General features: G+C 27.7%; 19 protein-coding genes. All 19 read left to right on the top strand.

Annotation, left to right across the window (positions count from 1 at the left end):
* Positions 1–8 precede the first annotated feature (8 nt).
* Genes rfbA through L8U04_RS04170 form a run of 19 tightly spaced genes read left to right on the top strand, consistent with a single transcriptional unit; the run spans position 9 to position 18656 of the window.
* The gene (gene rfbA, locus L8U04_RS04080) at positions 9–896 is read left to right on the top strand and encodes a glucose-1-phosphate thymidylyltransferase RfbA (RefSeq protein WP_263709502.1); all 888 of its coding nucleotides are present in this window, start codon (positions 9–11) and stop codon (positions 894–896) included.
* Positions 897–902: 6 nt separating this feature from the next.
* The gene (gene rfbC / locus L8U04_RS04085) at positions 903–1478 is read left to right on the top strand and encodes a dTDP-4-dehydrorhamnose 3,5-epimerase (protein ID WP_263664806.1); all 576 of its coding nucleotides are present in this window, start codon (positions 903–905) and stop codon (positions 1476–1478) included.
* The gene (gene rfbD, locus L8U04_RS04090) at positions 1471–2352 is read left to right on the top strand and encodes a dTDP-4-dehydrorhamnose reductase (protein ID WP_263664807.1); all 882 of its coding nucleotides are present in this window, start codon (positions 1471–1473) and stop codon (positions 2350–2352) included. Before rfbC ends, rfbD begins: the two co-directional genes overlap by 8 nt.
* Positions 2349–3356 carry a dTDP-glucose 4,6-dehydratase gene (gene rfbB / locus L8U04_RS04095; RefSeq protein WP_263664808.1) on the top strand — a complete coding sequence of 336 codons (1008 nt, stop codon included), beginning with the start codon at positions 2349–2351 and terminating at the stop codon, positions 3354–3356. Before rfbD ends, rfbB begins: the two co-directional genes overlap by 4 nt.
* The gene (locus L8U04_RS04100) at positions 3349–4275 is read left to right on the top strand and encodes a glycosyltransferase family 2 protein (protein ID WP_263664809.1); all 927 of its coding nucleotides are present in this window, start codon (positions 3349–3351) and stop codon (positions 4273–4275) included. The genes rfbB and L8U04_RS04100 overlap by 8 nt, the downstream gene beginning before the upstream one ends.
* Positions 4268–4714 carry a sugar 3,4-ketoisomerase gene (locus tag L8U04_RS04105; protein WP_263664810.1) on the top strand — a complete coding sequence of 149 codons (447 nt, stop codon included), beginning with the start codon at positions 4268–4270 and terminating at the stop codon, positions 4712–4714. Before L8U04_RS04100 ends, L8U04_RS04105 begins: the two co-directional genes overlap by 8 nt.
* A 43-nt stretch (positions 4715–4757) precedes the next feature.
* Positions 4758–5036 (top strand): sugar 3,4-ketoisomerase, encoded by a 279-nt coding sequence (locus L8U04_RS04110; RefSeq protein ID WP_263664825.1) that lies wholly within the window; start codon positions 4758–4760, stop codon positions 5034–5036.
* The gene (locus tag L8U04_RS04115) at positions 5023–6606 is read left to right on the top strand and encodes an HAD-IIIC family phosphatase (protein WP_263664811.1); all 1584 of its coding nucleotides are present in this window, start codon (positions 5023–5025) and stop codon (positions 6604–6606) included. Before L8U04_RS04110 ends, L8U04_RS04115 begins: the two co-directional genes overlap by 14 nt.
* Before the next feature lies 1 nt (position 6607).
* Positions 6608–6829, top strand: a complete 222-nt coding sequence (locus tag L8U04_RS04120; RefSeq protein ID WP_263664812.1) for an acyl carrier protein — start codon at positions 6608–6610, stop codon at positions 6827–6829.
* Positions 6826–7806 (top strand): GNAT family N-acetyltransferase, encoded by a 981-nt coding sequence (locus L8U04_RS04125; RefSeq protein WP_263664813.1) that lies wholly within the window; start codon positions 6826–6828, stop codon positions 7804–7806. The genes L8U04_RS04120 and L8U04_RS04125 overlap by 4 nt, the downstream gene beginning before the upstream one ends.
* Positions 7807–7826: 20 nt before the next feature.
* A complete protein-coding gene (locus L8U04_RS04130; protein WP_263664814.1) occupies positions 7827–9299 on the top strand; it encodes a hypothetical protein in 1473 nt (490 codons plus the stop codon).
* The gene (locus tag L8U04_RS04135; protein ID WP_263664815.1) at positions 9286–10704 is read left to right on the top strand and encodes a CDP-glycerol glycerophosphotransferase family protein; all 1419 of its coding nucleotides are present in this window, start codon (positions 9286–9288) and stop codon (positions 10702–10704) included. Before L8U04_RS04130 ends, L8U04_RS04135 begins: the two co-directional genes overlap by 14 nt.
* A 1-nt stretch (position 10705) precedes the next feature.
* Entirely contained in the window at positions 10706–11395 is a 690-nt protein-coding gene (locus L8U04_RS04140; protein WP_263664816.1) for an IspD/TarI family cytidylyltransferase, read from the top strand.
* A 6-nt stretch (positions 11396–11401) separates the two neighbouring features.
* Positions 11402–12460 (top strand): NAD-dependent epimerase/dehydratase family protein, encoded by a 1059-nt coding sequence (locus L8U04_RS04145; protein ID WP_263664817.1) that lies wholly within the window; start codon positions 11402–11404, stop codon positions 12458–12460.
* 2 nt (positions 12461–12462) lie between these two features.
* Complete coding sequence (araD, locus tag L8U04_RS04150; protein ID WP_263664818.1) at positions 12463–13176, top strand: L-ribulose-5-phosphate 4-epimerase AraD; 714 nt, start codon at positions 12463–12465, stop codon at positions 13174–13176.
* Positions 13169–14260 (top strand): DegT/DnrJ/EryC1/StrS family aminotransferase, encoded by a 1092-nt coding sequence (locus L8U04_RS04155; RefSeq protein ID WP_263664819.1) that lies wholly within the window; start codon positions 13169–13171, stop codon positions 14258–14260. Before araD ends, L8U04_RS04155 begins: the two co-directional genes overlap by 8 nt.
* Positions 14253–15092, top strand: coding sequence for a glycosyltransferase family 2 protein (locus tag L8U04_RS04160; RefSeq protein ID WP_263664820.1), 840 nt, complete (start codon positions 14253–14255; stop codon positions 15090–15092). The genes L8U04_RS04155 and L8U04_RS04160 overlap by 8 nt, the downstream gene beginning before the upstream one ends.
* Positions 15089–16888 (top strand): hypothetical protein, encoded by a 1800-nt coding sequence (locus L8U04_RS04165; RefSeq protein ID WP_263709504.1) that lies wholly within the window; start codon positions 15089–15091, stop codon positions 16886–16888. The genes L8U04_RS04160 and L8U04_RS04165 overlap by 4 nt, the downstream gene beginning before the upstream one ends.
* A 1-nt stretch (position 16889) precedes the next feature.
* Positions 16890–18656, top strand: a complete 1767-nt coding sequence (locus tag L8U04_RS04170) for a DUF2972 domain-containing protein (protein ID WP_263709505.1) — start codon at positions 16890–16892, stop codon at positions 18654–18656.
* Positions 18657–18698 lie beyond the last annotated feature (42 nt).

The following is an 18698-nucleotide window of genomic DNA, read 5'->3' on the forward strand; positions in this document are numbered from 1 at the left end:
GAGTTGTAATGAAGGGTATAATTTTAGCAGGTGGAAGTGGCACTAGGCTCTATCCAATAACAAAAGGTACTAGTAAACAATTGTTGCCGATTTATGATAAACCTATGATTTATTACCCATTATCGGTTTTGATGTTGTCTGGAATAAAAGAAATTTTAATTATATCCACACCTAAAGATTTACCAAGATTCCAAGAATTACTAGGAGATGGATGCGAGTTGGGAATTACATTGTGTTACAAGGAACAGCCAAGCCCTGATGGCTTGGCGCAAGCTTTTTTGCTGGGTGAAGAATTTATAGGCAATGATGATGTTTGTTTGATACTAGGCGATAATATTTTTTATGGTCAAGGATTATCATATTTGCTGTTAGACAGCGTAGAAAGAGCAAAAAATAATTCTAAAGCTACTGTTTTTGGTTACTATGTTAACGATCCTGAAAGATATGGCGTTGTAGAATTTGATCAACAAGGTAGAGTGATTAGTATAGAGGAGAAACCAGAAAAACCAAAGAGTAATTATGCGGTTACAGGTTTGTATTTTTATCCTAATGATGTTATAGCTAAAGCAAAACTGGTAAAACCTTCAGACAGAGGGGAGTTGGAAATCACAACGTTAAATCAAATATATCTTGAAGAAGAAAGATTAAATGTTGAGATTATGGGAAGAGGTTATGCATGGTTTGATACAGGTACACATGATTCTCTATTGGATGCCAATATTTATGTACAGACATTAGAAAAAAGACAGGCTTTAAAAATAGCATGTTTAGAAGAAATAGCTTACAATAAAGGATATATCACCAAAAAGCAATTGCTAAAGCTAGCAAAGCCTTTATTAAAAAATCAGTACGGTCAATATCTAGCAAAAATATCAGAGAATATTTATTTTAAATGAGTTTTGATGCAAATACTTGATACGAATTTTAATGATGTTAAATTAATAAAGAAAGAATTGTTTTTTGATAATAGAGGATATTTTACAGAAGTTTTTCACCAAAAAAAAATTACAGAAAAAATATGTAAAAATATAGATTTTGTTCAAGAAAACGAAAGTTGCTCAAAAAAAAATACTATAAGAGGTTTACATTATCAAATACACCCTTTTGCACAAACTAAATTAATAAATGTTATTAGCGGTAGAATTTTAGATGTAATTGTGGATTTACGTAAGGATAGTCCAACTTTTTTAAAACATATCAAGATTACAGTAAGGGCTGAAGATAATATATTGTTATTTGTTCCTCGTGGATTTGCGCATGGTTTTATAGCATTAGAAGATTTTACAAAAGTTTCTTACATGGTTGATAATTTTTATAATCCAAAGAGTGAAAGAGGTATATTGTATAATGATCCACAGTTAAAAATTGATTGGGGTGTAAATGATTCCGAAGTTTTAATTTCTGATAAAGATCTGTATTTGCCTACACTTGAGCAAATTCAAGATTTTTTTGATTATAATGTGGATTATTATGAGTAGAAGCATTGCTATCTTGGGATCTAATGGTCAATTAGGAAAGACTTTTCAGGAATTATCTAGTTTGTATAAAAAAAAATATAGTATGTTTTTTTTTGATAAAATACAAATAAATATACAAGATAAAAATTTACTAGAATATTTTATTGATAAATATAAGTTTGATTATATAATTAATTGTGCTGCATATACTGATGTAAATTTAGCGGAAGTCAAACAGAAAGAAGCTTATATGCTTAATTATAATAGTGTTGAAAATATAGCTGATTTGACTAAAAAATATAATTTAACTTTTATTCATATTTCTACTGATTATGTTTTTGATGGTAAAAGCTGTACTCCTTACAAGGAGAATGATAAAGCAAAGCCTTTGAATGTTTATGGTAAGTCAAAGCTAAAAGGTGAGCAAGTGATTGTAGATATTAGCCCAAAAAATACAATTGTCATAAGAACATCATGGCTATACAGTAATTATAAAAGAAATTTTGTCCATACTATAAGAAATCTTGGCAAAAAAAAGGGAGAGATTAATGTTGTCTATGATCAGATAGGGACACCTACATATGCCAGAGATTTAGCTGAAGTAATTTTAAATATTTTACCATATATACAAAACGATAAACCAGAAATTTATCATTATTCTAACGAGGGTATTGCTAGTTGGTATGATTTTGCAAAAGAGATAATGAAGTTATCGCAATTAGATTGCAATATTAAACCTATAGAAAGTAAAGATTTTTTGGCATTAGCTCCAAGACCTTCTTATAGTGTGTTAAATAAACAGAAAATTAAAGAAAAATTTCATATTGAAATTCCACATTGGAAAGATAGTTTGGAAAAATGCATAAGTATATTGCAGAAGGATGATATTTTATGAAAAATTTATTACTTACAGGAACAGCAGGTTTTATTGGTTCGAATTTTGTGCCGTATTTTTTAGAGAAATACAAGGATTACATTTTAATTAATCTTGATCTTTTAACATATGCAGGTAAATTGGAAAATTTAAAGGAGTGTCAAAATAATCCTAGATTTAAATTTATAAGAGGAGATATTTGTAATCAAGAGCTGGTTCAATTTCTTTTTGAAGAATATAACATCCAAGGTGTTATTCACTTTGCTGCAGAATCGCATGTTGATAATTCTATTAAAAATCCTGAAATTTTTATTCAAACAAATATAAATGGAACATTCAATCTGCTAAATATAGCATACAAACATTGGATGGAGAAGCCATTTGTATATAAAGATAAATATCAAAATTGTAGATTCCATCATATAAGCACAGATGAGGTTTATGGGACTTTAGGGGAATGCGGTTTTTTTACAGAAAATACTCCTTATGCTCCAAATTCACCTTATTCTGCTAGCAAAGCTAGTTCTGATATGCTTGTAAGATCTTATCATGAAACCTATGGATTAAATACTGTTATTACTAATTGTTCTAATAATTATGGACCAAAACAGCATGATGAAAAATTAATACCTACAATCATACGAAATGCATTGGCGGGTAATAAAATCCCAATTTATGGAGATGGGAAAAATATTCGAGATTGGTTGTATGTTTTGGATCATTGCAAAGGCATTGATCTTGCTTTTCATGGTGGAAGATCAGGTCATATTTATAATATTGGTGGTAGAAATGAGAGGACAAATCTACAGATTGCTTATAAAGTATGCGAATTATTAGATCAATATAGACCAAAAAATATTAGCTATAAAGCACAAATTACTTTTGTGGAGGATAGGGCAGGACATGATAGACGCTATGCTATTGATGCTAGTAAAATTGAAAATAAACTTGGTTGGAAAGCTGATGAGAATTTTGATACAGGTATAATAAAAACAGTAGAGTGGTATTTAAAAAAATATGAATAATACAGTTGCGATTTTGCTTGCCACATATAATGGTGAGAAATATTTAAAAGAGCAAATTGACTCGATTTTAAATCAAACTTATAAAGATATTAAGATTTATATAGGTGATGACTGTTCAAAAGATAGCACTATTGATATTATTAGAACTTATAAGGATTTATATCCCGATAAGATTATATATTATCAGAATAACACAAATATGGGATTTATTAAGAATTTTGAAAAGCTTCTTCAAAGTTGTAGTGAGAATTATATGGCCTTCAGCGATCAGGATGATATTTGGCTGCCTAATAAATTAGAAGAACAAATGAAAGAAATAATCAAAATGGAAAAAAAATGTAATTTACCAATAATGTGTCATAGTGATTTGATTATGATAGATGAGGATAAAAAAATTCTATATAAATCTTTTTTTAAATTTAAACAATACAAAATAAACTTAAAAAAAGATTTGGGGCATATACTTGGACCTTGTGGAGTGATGGGTAATACTATGATGATAAATAAGGTGTTAAAAGAGAAAATACTGCCATTTCCAAAAAATATCAATTTTCATGATTATTATATAGCTATTATGTGTGAACTTTTTGGAAAACGAATAACATTAAGTGAATCTTTTGTTTTGTACAGAATTCACCAAAATAACACAAGCAATTCAAAATTAAATATTAAAAAGAAGAAAAATACAGCTTTACCTTATCTTGAACGAGATCTTGATTGGCTGGATAATATTAAACAGGATTTAAAAAAAAATGATCTGTTGATTATAAATAAATTTCAATCTTATATTCAAAATCCAAAAAAATTATATCATTATTTAGAATTACTTAGATATAATCTAGTAAAGAGAAATGATATTTACCGATTTAAGTTATTTTTTAGATTTTTGTATAACATATATTGGAAGACTAATGGATGAATTTTATAAAATAATAGACTTTAATGCCATAGGAAATCAGAATGATGGGTTTTTGGTGGCTTTAGAGAGTAATAAAAATATACCTTTTGAAATCAAAAGAGTTTATTATATATGGGGCAATCAGCAAGACAAGATAAGAGGAAAGCATGCACATAAAGATTTAGAGCAAATTGTGATATGCGTAAAAGGAAGTTGCGATTTTATTTTAGATAATGGTATTATTCAAAAACATATTCATCTAAATCAACCTAGTCAAGGGCTTTATATAGGTAATAATATTTGGAGAGAGTTTACTAACTTCTCGAAAGACTGTGTTGTAATGGTGATCGCTTCTAAATATTATGATATTGATGATTATGATACGGATTACTTGGAATTTAAAAGTAGGTTAAATAGTAATATACTTGCCATAACTGGGGGGGGGGATTTTAAAAACTAGTATTGATTTTCCTATAAAAAGAATTTTTTATATATATGGAAATATAAAAGAATCAAGAGGAAATCACGCTAATATTTTTTCAAAATTTATAATGTTTCCCGTTGTAGGTTCATGTAGAGTAAATATTGAAAGCAAAAATAAAAAACAGAATTTTTTACTTAATAAAAAATCTCTACTTTTTGTAAATAATATGACTTGGAAAAGAATGTATGATTTTGAAAAACAAACAGTATTAATGGTTTTATCGGATTCGTATTATATGCCTGATGAGTATATTTATGATTATAGTGAATTTAAAAAGGTGAGTAATGGATATATTTGAGATACAAAATTTTGTTTTTTCGGAAAATTCTAGAGCAGATTTGTCTAGTTTTGAAAATACATTGAAAAAAGAATATAAGATATTTGTTTATCGAAATCATTCTTTTGAAGTTCTTGAAAGCGTAATTCAGCCTTATTTGTTTTATTCTAAAATAAATGCGGAATTTGTCTATAGTAGCTATGATGATTCTTTTTCTTTTAATGAAATAGATTATAAGTCAGATATGCTTATTTTTTGGGTTGATTTAAGCCGATACGAGGAAAATGCTGAAAATTTTATTTTGCAAAGGTTGGAAGTTTTACAGAAGCAGTATTATAAGCCAGTTTTGCTTGTTTCTACTGTATCTTCTGAGCTATTTAAAAATAAGAGGTTTTATTATTACTCTTTGGAAGATATAAAAGATAACCTAGGAAATAAATTTTTTAATAAAAGATTGGAGAAATTTACTGGAACATCTTTAAGCGATAAAGCGTGCATGGAGATTGCAAAAAAATTGGGCTTAAGTTATATTCCAGCCTTGTTAAAGCCAAATTTGAAAGCAATAATTGTAGATTTAGATAATACGCTGTATCAAGGTGTGTTAGGTGAAGATGGTATAAACGGAGTTATATTGACCTCTGGCCATTATAGATTACAAGAAGCACTAAAAAAGAAAAAAGAAGAAGGCTACTTTTTGTCAATTGCATCTAAAAATAATTTAGATGATGTTAAAAAGTTATTTGTATCAAGAAAAGATTTTCCTTTACAGCTTGATGATTTTTCTTATATTATGGCTAATTGGGATTGTAAGTCAAAGTCTATTCAAAAAATAGTTTCTAAGCTTAATATAAATGTAGATAGTGTATTGTTTATTGATGATAATCCTGGCGAAATTTTATCTGTTTTATCTGTATTTAATACGTGTAATTTTATTTTAGCTTTGAGTGATGCAAACAAAACATATAATATTTTAACAAATTATCCTAGATTATTAAAATTACGTAGTAATATTGAGGATTCTGTCAGACAGAAAGATACATTGGCTAATGAGGTGCGCGAGCAAATAAAAAATACCATGTCTAATGAAGACTATTTAAAAAGTCTTGATATCTTAATAACTTATAATTTTGATAATTATAATCAAACTTCAAGAATTTCAGAACTTGCGAATAAGACAAATCAATTTATCTTCAATTATATGCGTTATAGTGAAAGTGAAATTTTAAATAGGATGGAGAATGATAGGTATATAGTTGCAAGCATTGAGTTGGAAGATAGATTATCAAATAGTGGAATTATAGGTGTTTGTGTGGGATATATAGAAGATGAAGTATTGATATTAGAAGAATGTTTTGTTAGTTGTAGAGCATTAGGAAGAGGATTGGATGATTTAATAATTTTAGGCTGTGTAGAAAAAATGTTAAAAAAAGCGAATGTATCTAGACTAAAAGTTCTTTTTAGAAAAGGAGAAAGAAATTTGCCAGCAGAAAAATTTGCTAAAGATAAATTCCGGGATTATCTTGTAGAATCACGTATTTTTAACTATACTAACACAAATGATTTTATTAAAACTATAATAAAAGGAAATTGATATGGAACAAGCATTAGAAATAATTTCGAAAATTTCAAAAATATCCAAAGAAGAATTAATCAAGAATGCAAATAATCCAATGCAATGGAGTTCTTTTACTCATATTGAAATTGTTATGGCTTTAGAGGAAGAATTTGGATGTATGTTTGATGAGAATGAAATTATTGAGATGAAAACTTTAAATAAAATATTTCATTTTTTAGAAAAAAAGATTGCTAGATGAAAAAAAACATTATACAAGAAGGTTTAAATTATAGATTAAGAATGGTTAATACTGACGATGCGGACTTTATTGTTCATATTCGGACAGAAGATTTAGAGAGAACTCGTTATGTTCACCCAATATCCTGCGATATTCAAAAACAAAAAGAATGGATTAAGCAGTATATGGAAAAAGATAACGATTACTATTTTGTAATTGAAAATAAAATAAATGGAAATCTAGAAGGATTGATATCTATTTATAATATTGAGCATTCAAAAGCTGAATGGGGTAGATGGATTTTACAAAAAGGATCGCTAGCTTCATTTGAAAGCATATTGTTAATATTCGAAGTTGCTTTTCAAAAGTTAAATTTGAATGAAATTTATTGCAGAACAATTGCTGATAATAAACCTGTAGTTGAGTTTCATGAGTTAATTCAAGAAAAATTTAGGTCTAAGTTGAATAATTTTTTTACATTAGATGATAAAATATTTGATGCGATTGAGCACTATGCAGACTACGATCATTATATGTGTGTAATAAAACCTTTATTAGAAAATAAAGTTTTTAGGATTTTTTCTAGAAATTTAAAAAAAGAACTTGGGCTATTTGAGTTTCATCATATAGGGGTTGCTTGTGATGATATCGAAAAAGAATTTTTCAGTTATAAATTTCTTGGTTATTTTAAGGAGAGCAATCCTTTTGTTGATGTAAATCAAGGAATAAGAGGGCAATTTATTATTGCAGCAAATCAACCAAGACTAGAACTTTTGGAAAATTTATCAAAATCAAATACTTTAAATCATTGGATTGATAATGGCATTAAAATGTATCACTTTGGTTATATTGTTGAGGATATAGAAAAAGCCCAAAAAATTTTTAAACAGTTAGGGGCAAAGCTTATTTCTCCGTTAAAGTATTCAGAATATTTTAAAAAAAGAATATGTTTTCTAGTTTTAAAAAATAGTTTTATTATTGAGTTAATAGAAAAATAATTTAGAAAAAAAGAGTCATAATGTCAGTTCAAAAGATTATAATTGATTTAAAAAATGAAGGATATGAAAATATATGTTTTTGGTTGCCAGCTTATAATATAGGTGGTGGTACTTTTTGTATTGCTGAATTGGTTAAACAAATTACTCCATATGCACATTTGGTTAAAATTTATATTATGGACTATCACGAGGGATATTTGTCGTTTTTGTTAAGACATAATTCACATGTTGAAGTTTTAAAATTTGATGAAAAGTATCCTTACTTTCCTTTAAAAGAAAAGTCAATTATTATTACAAATAGCACTAGAATAATACAGCTTAAACAAATGCATCCGGAAAACAAAATTTTTTTGTGGCATTACGAAACTTTACCTTGTGCTTGGAATATTGTTTTTTTGCAAAATGAAACAAGCAAAATAATGAAGTTGATGTATGACAACAACGCTGTAAATTTTATCGATTGGGCAGCAAGAGATAGTTTAAATGGCCATGGTGTAAAATTTGATAAAGAACTCTATTGGCCAATTGTGGTTAAAGAGAAAACAATATTGGACCAAGAAAAAAAAATAATCAATAAAGATAGTATAAATCTATGTTGGTTGTCGCGACTTGCGCCAGATAAAATACAATCTTTATTTGCTATTATAAAAGCATATGCAAAATACGATACCAATAAGAAAAAAATATTTCACATTATAGGAGATGGAAGAAGTCGCACATTGGTTGAAAATTTTTGTAAAGGTTATGAGGATAAAATTGAATTTATATTTACTGGAACTATAGAAAGAAATGAATTAGATGATTACTTAATAAAAAATGCTGATATCGTTTTTGGTATGGGTACTTCTATACTAGAGTCAGCTGCATTAGCTTTACCTTCTGTAGTTGTGCTACTTGATTTTAAGGATATTAATGATGATGATTTCTTTTGGTTGTATGATTCTAAAGAATATTGTGTGGGTGTATTAGTCGATCAGAAAGAAAGATTTGATATAAAATATTCAAAATTTTCAACTATTATAAATGAGGTGGTAAATACCTCAGATGGTAAAAAAATTCAAGGTGAGAAATGTTATAAATACTACATAGAAAACCATAGTAGTATAGAAAAAGTAGCTGCAGATGTTCTAAAGCAAATTAAAAACTCATCTTTGACTTTTGAGAAAATTCAAAAATGTTTAAAATATATTCCTTATAATCTCATTGAAATGTCAACTTTTAAAATGTTTAGCATTTCTATTGTGAAACGTCTTCATCATTTATATGGAACAAGATATAGAGTGTTTAATATTCCTTTTTTTAGAATTAAATTTTTTAAAAATATTAAGACATATTATTTTTTTAATTTTCCATTTTTTTCTTATATGAGATCAAATCATCATGTTATATATTGGCTATGTAAAGTAAAAATTTGTGAATATCGAAAAAAAAGTGGTTTTGTGTTTCCGACAGCAAAATTTGATGATAGGAAGAAATATAATGAGAAAAATTAGCTTTTTTAAAATTCCTATTTTGGATATAGTTAAAATTCCAAATTCATCAAATTATAATATTTATATGTTTAAAATGCCATTTTTGAGCATTAGATCAAAAAATAATTGTATAAATGTCAATTTTTTATTACTTCAAAGAATTTGGGCTAAAATCAAACCAAAGATAATTGGTTTTAAAAAAAGTTGTGCAAATTATAAATATAGAAAAAAATTAAGAATAAAATATAAAAAAGGGAAGCTTAAAATTTGTTTGCTTGCTGTGGCACGACCCAATATGTGTATTTTTGATTATATATATAAAGCTTTAGAGAAAAATGGCAAATTTGAAATTTTTATAGTTATTCCGCCAGATCCAGCATATGAATATACTATGATGTGTAAGTATGCTAAAGAAGTTTATGATGAGCTATCTTCTAAAGGATATAATCCTATAATGGGTTATGATTTTACTACTAAAAAAAATATCGATCTAAGAAAAACAATCAATCCTGATATTATTTTTTATTCGGATTTTCATAAGATGCATTTTCATAAGGATTTTTATATAACAAATTTTTTAGATAAAGTGACGGTGTTAAACGACTATGGTTTTTCAGTAATGCAAGAAGAAAAAACAGTAAATTTCGAACTAAACAATACTGTTGATATGTATTTTAGACCAACTGCTATTCACATGAAAATGGCAACAGAATTAATGGAGAATAAAGGGAGAAATACTGTATTGGTTAATGGTAGTCCAAAGCTTGATGCTATTTTTGATAAAAATCATATTTTTAAAGATGTATGGAAAACACAGCCAAAGATTAAAAAAAGAATCATATGGGCACCGCATTACTCTGATGGTCATCCAAAAGATATGTACCAGTATAATGCATTTTATGAGTTGTATGATTTTATGTTTGAATTGGCATTGAAATTTAAAGATGAAATTCAAATAGCATTTAGACCGCATCCTGTTTTAGAGTCAAGATTGGTCTTAAAATGGGGCAAAGAAAAACAACAGGCGTATTATGATAAATGGGAAAAATTAGAAAATGGACAATATTATCCTGGTGATTTTTTAGATCTTTTTGTTTCTTCTGATGCTATGATTATGGATTCTTGTTCATTTATGGGCGAATACACGGTAGTTAACAAGCCTTTATTCCATACAGTTGGGTCTACAACTAGAATTAAATTAAATGATTTTGGTAATGAAATTTACAAATTTTGTTATAAAACAAAGCAGAATTTAAAACAAGATATTGAGAAATTTATAAAAGAGGTTGTATTAGAGGGTAAAGATGTATATAAAACACCAAGAGAAGAATTTATACAAAGATATTATATAAGTAAAGATGGCAAAAATGCATCCGAAAGTATAGTAGAAAAAATAGTGAATTATATAGAAAAAGGAGGACTGTAGAATGAATATAGCTTTGATTATAGCAGGTGGCATAGGTGCTAGAATGAATCAATCCATCCCAAAGCAGTTTATGAGTATTAATGATAAGCCTATTATTATATATACATTGGAAAAATTTGAAAAACATCCTGCGATAGATGAAATTGTAGTGGTTTCGTTAAATGGTTGGGAGAATATATTATTAAGTTATGCAAAGCAATTTAAAATCACCAAGTTAAGACATATAACAAAAGGTGGAGATTCGGGACAGGAATCTATAAAAAATGGTATTTTGAAGTTGAAAGAATTTTATAGTGATGATGATATTGTTTTAATACATGATGCTATTAGACCTAATGTTTCAGAAGAGATTATTTCAGATGCTATTAGGGTGATCAATGAAAAAGGCTCTGCGGTATCTGTAATACCTTGCAATGAAGCAATGTTAGTTAGCAATGATGGTGGTATTAACTCAAGACAAACTTATGATCGACAAAAGCTGAAAAGAACACAGACTCCTCAAGGTGCAACATTAAAAGCACTGAAAGATCTTCATGATAAGGCGGAAAAAATGGGTATTAAGGATTCTGTTGCTACATGTACATTGATGATAGAAACAGGGGGAGAAATTTATTTTTCAATAGGTTCGGAAAAAAATATTAAAATCACAACAATGGATGATATTGATATTTTTAAAGCATTGTTAAAGTAGGGTATTGTGTATTTTCAAGATAAAATTTATATTAATAATTTTCAGACTATTAAGAAGGAGTGTTTTGATAGTCTACGGTCAAGTAATATTTTAATAACAGGGGCTACAGGATTAGTGGGATCTTGTATTGTTGATTTTTTGATGTATTTAAACGAATATTTTAAATATGATGTTAATATTTATGCTGTAACACGTTTTTCAAGCAAAGCTTTTGAAAGATTTAGTAGTTATGCTAATTATTGTAATTTGCATATAGTTGAATGCGATCTAAGCAAAGAAATTCCAAATATAGATGTGAATATAGATTATATTTTACATGCGGCTAGTAATACTCACCCTGAATTATATGCTAAAAATCCAGTTGAAACCATGTGTATAAATTTTATAGGAACTTTAAATATATTAAAATTTATGCAGCAAAATTATCGTAAATCTAAAATGATATTTTTGTCAACTTTAGAAGTATATGGTGAAATGCAAAAAAATAAAAAATATTTTTGCGAAAGTGATATAGGTAAAGTTGATTTTAATCTCTCAAGATCTTGTTATCCTGAGAGCAAAAGAGCATGTGAAACACTGTGCCAATCCTTTATAAAAGAATATGAATTAAATATTACTATTGCAAGATTGGGATATATTTACGGTCCTACTGTTGATTTAAGTAGTAGTAAGGCTGATGTTCAATTTTTAAAATGCGCATTAGAACAAAAAAATATAATTATGAAGAGTAAAGGAATACAAGCTAGATCTTATTGTTATGTTGTCGATGTTGTCTCGGCTCTAATGTTTTTAATGATAAACGGAAAAAATGGAGAGGCCTATAACATTGCAAATAAAGAATCTAATATTACATTAAAAGATTATGCTGTTGCATTGGCAGATCGAGCAGATGTTAAAATTGAATTTTGTGAACCTAGTGATATCGAAAAAGAAGGTTATTCTACTGTTCAAAATTCAACTTTAAATTCAGATAAAATTGAACAATTGGGCTGGAGACCGCAATTTTCATTGAGAGAAGGTGTAGGTTTTACATTGGCTATCAAAAAAAATATTAAAGGAAATTAAAAATGTTGGGTGATTTGAGAGAGGAAGTATTAGAGGCGAACATTGCCTTGGTAAAAGAAAATTTAGTTGTTTTAACTTGGGGTAATGTTAGCGCTATTAATGATCAAGGTGTTGTTGCAATAAAGCCGAGTGGTGTGGAGTATTCTAAGATGTCAAGCAATGATATAGTTTTACTAGATTTAGATGGTAGAATATTGGAAGGGCAACTAAAACCTTCTAGTGATACACCTACTCATTTGGCTTTGTATAGACAACATCCTGAAATAAAGTGCATCATTCATACTCACTCTCCTTATGCTACTGCATTTGCGCAAGCTGGAAAAAGTATCCAAGCTCTCGGAACAACTCATGCTGATTATTTTTTTGGTGATATTCCAGTATCTAGATCCTTGACAAAAGAAGAAGTGGAGGTAGACTATGAAGTAAATACAGGGAAGGTTATATTGGAAACTATTGCAGGTAGAAATGCTCTTGATATTCCAGGAATTTTAGTTAAGCAACATGGGGTTTTTGTTTGGGGGGAAACCATTAAAAAAGCTTTAGAAAATGCTGTAGTAATTGAGCAAATTGCCTATATGAATTACTTAACTTTAAACCTAAACCTTTCTATAGAAGCCATCCCAAAATTTATTTTAAATAAGCACTTTTATAGAAAACATGGTAATAATGCTTATTATGGACAAAGTAACCAAAGTAAAGGTAAGAAAAATGATTAAGTTTTTGGATTTGCATAAAATTAACAGTAGGTTTCAAGAAAAAATTAATTATGAGATTAAGGAAGTTTTAGATAGTGGTTGGTATATTCATGGTAAAAAAAATGAAGAATTTGTAAAAAATTACTCGAATTACTGTGGTGTAAAATATTGTTTGGGTGTAGCAAATGGATTAGATGGGCTTAGAATTATGTTAAAAGCTTCCGGATTAAAACAAGATGATGAGGTTATAGTACCAGCCAATACTTATATTGCTACAATTTTGGCTATAAGCGATAATGGTTATAGACCTATATTAGTAGAACCTGATATAGAGACTTACAATATTGATCCAAAATTAATTGAAGATAAAATTACGCCAAAAACAAGGGCTATTATGGCTGTTCATTTATACGGACAAGCTGCACCTATGGAAGAAATTTACACCATTGCAAAAAAATACAACTTAATAGTATTTGAAGATGCAGCGCAAGCTCACGGTGCAACATTAAACGGGAAAAAAGTTGGCAGCCTTTCAAAGGCTGCGGCTTTTTCATTTTATCCTGGAAAAAATTTAGGTTGTTTGGGAGATGGTGGTTGTATCACAACCAATGATGAGGAGTTGTATTATAAAATGCAAGCATTATCAAACTATGGTTCACATAAAAAATATCATAATATCTATAAAGGTTTTAATTCTAGACTTGATGAAATTCAAGCAGCGATTTTAAATGTCAAACTTGCTTTTTTGGATCAAGACAATCAAGAGCGTAGAAAAATAGCAAGGCGGTATTTAAATGGTATTAAAAACCCGATAGTTGTTTTACCGCGAATGCAAGATGAGATGTCTCATGTGTGGCATTTGTTTGTTGTTCGTGTAAAAAATAGAGATAAATTTCAAGCTTATTTGAGTAAAAATAAAATCGAAAGTATTATTCATTATCCAATACCACCTCATAAACAAGAAGCTTATAAAGAGTGGAATCATTTATCTTTTCCTATAACTGAGCAAATTCATAATGAGGTGTTAAGTTTACCTATATCTCCTGTTATGGAAGAATGGGAGGTTTCTAAAGTTATCGAGGTGGTTAACCAGTACGATGAGTAGCTCTTTACCTCTGATTTCTATATTAATTCCTGCTTATAATCATCAAAATTACATTCAAGAATGTATAGAATCAGTTATATGTCAAGACTATGGCAATTTAGAATTAATTATTTTAGATGATGGGTCTTCTGACTTAACTTGGCTTAAAATAATCGAATTAGAAAAAAAATGTAGAGTGAGATTTTCTAATTTTAGTTCAATGACAAGACAAAACAAAGGTATTTATGAAACATTGAATGAGTTGATTGAATTGTCAAATGGCGAATATATTTATTTATTGGCTTCCGATGATAGGATTCAAAATGAAAAAGCAATAAGCATATTATATCAAATAATATCACATGATGATAAAATAGTGTTGGCTGTTGGAGATAGTGAAATTATAGATTGCAATTCTAATCGCATAGCTTGGGATATTAAGCAAAATATTGTTAAATTTAATGAAGGGTACAATACTTTCTGGGAGTATTTTTGCTATAAACACCCTAGGGTGAAAAAAATTTCAAAAGATATGAAAAAATTTGGAAGTTATCGAACTCTCGTAAAAGGTAATTATATTCCAAACGGTTATTTAATTCGTGCAGAAAAATTAAAAAAAATAGAGAAATTTACAGCAAAAGCACCTATGGAAGATTGGTTTATGCATTTGCAACTTTCTAAATTGGGTAGATATAAATTTACTAAAGAGATTTTATTTTCTTATCGTTGGCATGATGCAAATACTATAAAAAATACAAAACAAAATAAAATAAAAAATAAAATAACTAAAAGATATTTTGGCATTCTTCATTTTTTGTATAAAATTTTTAAAAAAAGAAGGTCAAAACTTTGAAAAAAAATATAGTACTACTTGGTGGAAGTTCTATTTTTATGCAAAATGGTATCCAAGAAGGTTTAAAACAGGGTAGCTTGGCATCATCCAAGGATGAGATTTTTATTTATAATTATACCGTAGGAGCTACAACAAGTATTCAAAATTTATGTGAGTTGGTGAGGCGGCAAAAAGTTTTAAAAACTGCTGCTTTGATTATTACTAATTCTAATACCAATGATAGCATTAGTGTTTTAAGTACTAAAGAACAACAACCAATAGAGATATTGTATAGGAATTTATTTTTATACTATCAAGAGTTGTATAAGTTAAAAAAAATAATTCTTGTTCTTATAACTCCTTTTGATCGTGATGATATAAGAAATAAATTTATTATTAATATTCATAGAGGATTGATAAAATATTTTGGATTTAATTTTATAGATATGTATGAATATTATGAACATCATAATTTATTTGAGTTTGGGAAACGAAGAGATACGGTTCATGAGTTTGATTTTGTTATGAGGGAGTTGGGTAGGAATATTATAAAAAATTTAAAATCTTTTTTTATTTCTCAAAAAAATGTAAATCACTTCCTTCAAGAATACTATTTTTTACCTGCAAAAGAACTAGAAGTCGTTAGAGGGAATGTAAAAAAAATACATCACAGTAACTTTTCATACAGTGAAGATGTGGTTAGAATCGAGACAGGTGATATTGTAAAAATACCGGATAAGTATTATAATTATCAAATTATTGCTTTACATACTTGGAACAATCATATCCCATGGGATGAAAAATGGCAAAAACTAGATCAATTTGTTTTGAATTATTCTAGTATTGAGATTAGTAATTTACAAAATAGTGTTATAAAAGAAACCAATTCTTTAATAAATGTCCTTGAGTTGCATAAGGATTTTATTATAAAACCTAATACATATATAAAGTTAAATACTACAAAAAAATGTGAAGAATTATATCATCATGCATATAGTTGGCATGATAAAGCAAAAAATAACAATTTTTGTGACATTGTTGGATTTCTTCTTGTAAGCAAACCTATACAAAATTTTCAAATTAAATTTGATATTTTAAGTAACCAAACTACTTATATTTCTAAAAAACAAGATTTTGGTTATCTTATGCCACCTGTAGAATGGTATAAAGAGATTATAGATGAGTATTGTTCGGTAATGGATCCAAAAAAATTAACACCTCTGCAAAACCAAATAAATACATTAAAATCTACAATTTCATTGTTGGAGCAAAGTAAAAATCAACTATCGCAGGAAAAAAGAGAAATACAAGAGGATAATCTTTCTTTAAAACATATTTTAAATTCTCTATCCACAAAAAAACAACAACTTGAAATTTCAATTTTAGAGCAAGATTTGATTAATAAAAAATTACAAAACAAACAATTACTAAAAATATTAAGCCCGAATATTAAGACGACCACAGTTGATTTTAACTCGGCCAAATTCCGCATTCATAACCAACTCTCTTATAAACTAGGTCAAGCTATGATAGTCAATTCTAAAACTTTTCTAGGTTATATAAGAATGCCTTTTGTATTATCTTATATAAAAGATAAACACAAACAAGGACAAAAAATCTATCAAGAAAAAATACAAAAAGATCCTTCTTTAAAACTACCTCCTTTGGAATCTTATCCTGATTATAAAGAAGCCTTAAAAGAAAAAGAATGTTTAACTTATAAACTAGGACAAGCTCTTATAAAAGCTAATAAAACTTGGTATAGAGGAGGATATATTGGATTGTTATTTGAAATTAAGAAGTTAAAAAAGGAATAAAATGAATATTTTTAGTGCAAAAGATAGAGTTAAAAATCATCTTGCTTATAAATTAGGATTTGCTATTATTCAGCATAAAAAAAATAAAAAACTAATATCTTTGCCTTATAAACTATATAGCATTAAAAAAAGACATATAAAAGAAAAAAAAATCTATAATGATATAGTAAATGTGTTTCCGTATATGAGATATCCATTATTAGAACAATGTAAAGATTATAATGAGAGTGTGCTCTATCAATTCCATCTTTCATATATGTTAGGACAAGCATATATTCGAGCGCATAATAATTGGCATAAAGGAGGTTATATAAATTTTCTATTTGAATATAAAAAAATTTATAGCAAATATCAGAAAATACAACAAATTTTAAATATATTACCAAAAGAGCTGCATTCGAAGTTGTTGATGTCTAATAATCTTTTAATAGTTGGCGATTTATTGGTAGATATACATAGTTATAGTCCAATGTTACAAATGATTATCAAAAATTTCGATTTTTTTTTACAACACTTTGATTTAATTCATGAATGGATTAATTCGGATTATTTTTATGAAAAATATAAATACAAAAACCATCCCTATCCTCCATTGGTAGATTTTAGAAAAAATAGTTTTTGCTTCAGCGTAGATCAAATGTGGGACTTAAATATACCATTGCCAAATAAATTTCAATTTATTTATCTATACAGGCATGGCTCTGGAGCACAAAACACAATGTGGTATTTTAGAAATTCTGGACTATATTTTATTGATTGTTTTAGGTGGGGAGAAGGAAAAGATAGATATTGTAAAATGTATTCAATATTAAACAATATAAATAGTAACTGTGTTATTGGTATGAGTGATATTGAGTATAAAAATGTAGAGGAGATGGAAAAATTCATTTTTTTGTTGAGACAAGATGATATGTATATTTTAACGCAAACAAGAGATCCTATAGATTTAATAAAACATGTATGCTCTAGAAGTAGACGCTATACAAAAGAGCAGCTAAATTTAATTAAAAAAAATGTATTTACAATAAATGATTTATTTGATGATGTATATCAGGAAGACTTGCAGGAAAATTATAACAAAAATATAGTAATAATGCGTTTTCCGACAATTTTTTCACATTATAAACATCTAGAAATATTGCAAGATTCTATTAAAAAAATTTACTACATTGACTTTAGTGACATAAAAAGCGATAAGATAATCAATATGATGAATGAGTTTTTTTCAGAATTAAAATTAACACCCTTGTCTATATCTAAGGCTAGAGAGGTATTTGCTGTTAATAGATATAAAGGAAGTTTAAATTTGCTATTTCCTGTTACCTTAAAAATTCATTTAGATAGCAATAAAACAAAAACGATAGCAATAAAATTTATTGAGAATTTTTTCTTGCCGCAAAATATTGATGACTTTGATGATTTTTATAAAATTATCTTTGGTTGTACACATCCATCATTTGGTGTTTATATTCATAAAAATGAATTGCTTTTCCTACGCCAGAATGGTATTTTGTATGACAAGGTATTGGAATATTTAAAGCTTTTTTTATGTAAACTTTTAAGCCGAATTGATAACGAGGAAAAATATAAGATCAGTATTGAGAATGTATTAAATGAACTAAAGCAAAACCAAGACAAAAGAAATAAATTAAAGTGTATACTACATGAAGAATTATCGTTTTGCAAGAAACATCGTCCAGATATAGTCACCTCTTGGAAATACTATCAAGAATTTGAAAGAATGTGTAAAGAATTAGATGGCGATTAATATCAGAGAAAGATAAAAAGGATATAATTATAAATTAATTTT

This window comes from Campylobacter sp. IFREMER_LSEM_CL908 (assembly GCF_025771545.1).
GTDB lineage: Bacteria > Campylobacterota > Campylobacteria > Campylobacterales > Campylobacteraceae > Campylobacter_D > Campylobacter_D lari_D.